This window comes from Plantibacter sp. Leaf1, assembly GCF_001421315.1.
Classification (GTDB): domain Bacteria; phylum Actinomycetota; class Actinomycetes; order Actinomycetales; family Microbacteriaceae; genus Plantibacter.
Genome location: NZ_LMJX01000001.1, coordinates 219,914 through 223,797, shown reverse-complemented (window position 1 = coordinate 223,797; position 3,884 = coordinate 219,914). Strand labels below are relative to the sequence as shown.

The following is a 3,884-nucleotide window of genomic DNA, read 5'->3' as shown; positions in this document are numbered from 1 at the left end:
CCGTCGACGGGCCTCGCCCTCACCCACGAGGTCGGTTCGGCCGTCACCGTGCACCTCGACGGCGTCGAGATCCTGCGGTACACCTACCGCCCGGACACCGTCCAGCGCGAGTCGCCCAAGCCGTACCTCCACCCGGTGCGGACCGCGGGCGGCGCCCTCGTGACGTTGGCACGACCGCACGACCACGTGTGGCACACCGGGTTCGCCTGGGCGCTGCCGCACGTCGGCGACGACAACTTCTGGGGCGGGCCTACGTTCACCGGCACCGCCTACGAGCAGCTCGAGAACAACGGCCGCTCCGAGCACGTCGCGGTCACGGCCGTCAGCGCAGAGCCCGATGAAGCGAGGTTCGCGCACACCCTCGCGTGGATCACCGAGGGCGGTCGGCGCATCGTCGACGAGGAGCGCTTCCTGACGGTGCGTCCGGTCGCCGACGCCTGGACGCTGACGTTCGAGACCCGGATGCGCAACGTCTCCGGTCGCGAGCTGTCGATCGGTTCGCCGACGACGAAGGGTCGGGAGAACGCCGGCTACGGCGGCTTCTTCTGGCGGGGTCCGCGCTCGTTCACCGGAGGGACCCTCCACACGCCCGACGGCAGCGGCGGCGACGAACTCCGCGGCACGAGACACGCGTGGATGGGCTTCACCGGCCTGCAGGACGGCACCGCGGCGGCCTCGAGCGTCGTCATGGTCGACGACGAACGGAACCCGGCGCACCCACCGCAGTGGTTCGCCAGGACCGAGGAGTTCGCCGGCCTCTGCCCCGCGCCGTTCTTCAGCGAGGAGCTGCCGTTCCGCGACGAGGAGACCCTCGGGTTCCGGTACGCGGTCGTCATCGCCGACGGAGACGGCGCCGACGGCCGGGCGGCATCACTCGCCCGATCCGGTCGCGACGCCCTCCGTCGCAACTCACCCGCCTGACCCGTGGTGGGAGGCGGTCGTGTTCCGCCCGCCGCCATCGCCACCGCAGCACCGACCCGGAAGGACCATCGCGCATGACCACGACCCGCGAACGCTACGCCCTCATCGGCACCGGACACCGGTCCCAGATGTACCTCGACGCCATCGTCGGCCCGCACGCCGACGTCGCGGAACTCGTCGCCTGGAGCGACAGCAACCCGGGCAGGATCGACCACTACGAGCGTCTGCTCGCCGAGCAGGGCGTGGCACTGCCCGCCCGCTACGGCCCCGACGACGTGGAACGGCTCATCACCGAACAGCGCGTGGACCGCGTCATCGTGACGACCCCGGACTTCACCCACGCCGACATCGTCTCGCGAGCGCTCCTCGCCGGCGCCGACGTCATCGTCGAGAAGCCCCTCACGATCGACCGCGAGGGCGTCGAACGGATCGCCGCGGCGGTCGCGGAGAGCGGCCGGAACGTCGTGACGACCTTCAACTACCGCTACAGCCCACGCAACTCGGAGCTGCGGCGGATCGTGCAGGACGGCCGGATCGGCCGGGTGACGAGCGTGCACTTCGAGTGGGTGCTCGACACCGTCCACGGGGCCGACTACTTCCGCCGCTGGCACCGCGAGAAGGAGCACTCCGGCGGTCTGCTCATCCACAAGGCCTCCCACCACTTCGACCTCGTCAACTGGTGGATCGGGGCACGGCCTGCCTCCGTGTACGCGTCCGGCGGCCTGCGGTTCTACGGCGACGTCAATGCCGCCGAGCGAGGCCTCGGTCCGCGACCGGAGCGCGGGTCGGTGCCCGATGACACCGAGGCGGCCGCTCGTGGGCGGTCGTCCGACCCGTTCGTCCTCGACCTCCGGGACGACCCACGACTCGAGTCGCTGTACCTCCACGCCGAGCAGCACGACGGCTACCTGCGCGACCGCGACGTGTTCTCACCCGGGATCAGCATCGAGGACAACCTGTCCGTCCTCGTCGACTACGACGGCGGCGCCTCGCTCAGCTACTCCCTGAACGCGCACGCGCCGTGGGAGGGATACCGTGTCGCGATCAACGGGACGGAGGGTCGCGCCGAACTCGAGGTGGTCGAACGCGCCGCGGTGCTCGTGGGGAGCGACGGCCGCGTCGTCCTCGACCCGAGCCTGCACGCGGACGGGGCGGGGGCGGGGACGGGAGCCGGTACGGGCCGTCCGGTGCGTTCACGTGGTGAGCGCCTGGTGCTCCAGCGGCACTGGGACGAGGCCGAGGAGATCCCGATCCCCGAGGGGGTCGGTGGCCACGGTGGCGGTGACGCGTACCTCCTGCGCCACCTGTTCGACCGCATCACCGAGGACGAGCTGGGACGCCCCGCCGGGTACGACGACGGCGTGCGGGCGATCTCCGTCGGCATCGCCGGCAACGAGTCGCTGCTGACCGGTCGTCCGGTGGCGACGATCGCGCCATGAGCGTCGGGCCGGGCTCGGTCGGCCCAGCGCTCGCGCCCGGCCGGGACCCCGCGCTGCGGGCGCTCGCGGACCGATCGCGCGAGGCGGGCGGCCAGGTCGGCTCCCGGATCGGGTCGCTCGCCGCGACGCGTGGTCGCCTCGCCGAGGTCCTCGGGCTCCTACCGCGTCCGCAGATCGCTGCACCCGCCGAGCGGCTCGGGGCGTGGACCCGCGACGGTGTCGACGGCGTCGAGCTCCGATGGTCGACGGGCTTCGGTGCGCCGAGCTCGGCGTGGCTCCTGCGGCCGGCCGGAGAGACGGGTGAGCTGCCCGGCGCTCTGGCGTTGCACGACCACGGCGGCTTCACCCGGGTGGGGCGGGAGAAGCTCGCCGACGGCCCCGACGGCGTCCCGAGCACGCCGACGGTCGCCCGCGAGGAACTGCAGGCGTTCCGCGACCGCTACTACGGCGGCCGCGCCGTCGCATCCGACCTCGCCCGTGACGGGTTCGCGGTCCTCGTGCACGACGCCTTCGGCTGGGGATCCCGGCGCACACCGGACGAAGCGATCGCCGACCGGTTCCATCGGAGCGTCGACCTGCAGCTCGCCGGTCGCCGGGCCGAGTCGATCCGGGACGGTGCGGCGGCCGCCGAGGTGACGCCAGGGCAGCGGTCCGAGTTGCTCACCGCCGCGAACGAACCGCAGCTCGCGAAGGAACTCGGTGTGCTCGGCACCTCGCTCGCCGGCCTCGTACTCCGCGACGACCTCATCGCCCTCGACCAGCTCACCGCCGCGACCGGTGTCCGTGCCGACGCCGTCGGGTGCTTCGGGCTGTCCGGCGGAGGTGCGAGGGCGGTCCTGCTGGCGGCCATGGACGATCGCATTCGCGCCGCCGGGGTCGTGGCGATGATGTCGACGTTCGCCGGGGTCCTCGACGGGCACGCGGATCAGCACTCCTGGTCGTTCCTGTCGCCCGGGCTCTCCCGCGTCGGAGACTGGCCGGCGCTCGCCGCCCTCCGTCCGGCGCTGCGGTTGCTCGTGCAGTACGCCGAGCGTGACGAGCTCTTCGCGCTGGCGGGCATGCGTGACGCGCACGCGATCCTCACGGAGCGGTACCGCGCCGGTGGTCGCCCTGGCGCGTACACCGGCACCTTCCACGATGAACCGCACCGGTGGTCGGTCGCCATGCAGGCCGAGCTGCGCGCCTGGCTCACTGCTGCCCTCGCCTGACCTGCCTGCCCCGACTCAACTCAACTCGACCCGACCCGACTCGCAGATCATCTCGTCCCTAACTCAGGAGAGCTGCGGTGTGTCGGCACCGGGAGGGTGCGGCACGCCGGAGGAGTCCTGAGTTAGGGACGGTGGTGGTGGGGTGTTCACAATTCAGGAGGGGTGCGGGGTGTCGGGCCCGGGACGGGGTTGCGGCGGGTGGCGCGCCGGGAGCGTCCTGAGTTGTGAACACGGGTGGGTGGGATTGGGTGGAGTGTCTGTCCCGTTCTCAGGAGAGCTGCGGTGTGTCGGGGCCGGTTGGGTGCGGCACGCCGGA

Annotated in this window: 3 protein-coding genes; all 3 read left to right on the top strand. The window is 72.2% G+C overall.

Annotated features, from left to right (window positions below; all coding sequences use genetic code 11):
* A partial coding sequence (locus tag ASE44_RS00880) for a PmoA family protein (protein ID WP_235522513.1) occupies positions 1-921 on the top strand: 921 nt, incomplete at its 5' end.
* 74 nt (positions 922-995) lie between these two features.
* Positions 996-2,360, top strand: a complete 1,365-nt coding sequence (locus ASE44_RS00875; protein WP_056776555.1) for a Gfo/Idh/MocA family protein — start codon at positions 996-998, stop codon at positions 2,358-2,360.
* Complete coding sequence (locus ASE44_RS00870; protein WP_056776549.1) at positions 2,357-3,568, top strand: hypothetical protein; 1,212 nt, start codon at positions 2,357-2,359, stop codon at positions 3,566-3,568. Before ASE44_RS00875 ends, ASE44_RS00870 begins: the two co-directional genes overlap by 4 nt.
* Positions 3,569-3,884: the final 316 nt, after the last annotated feature.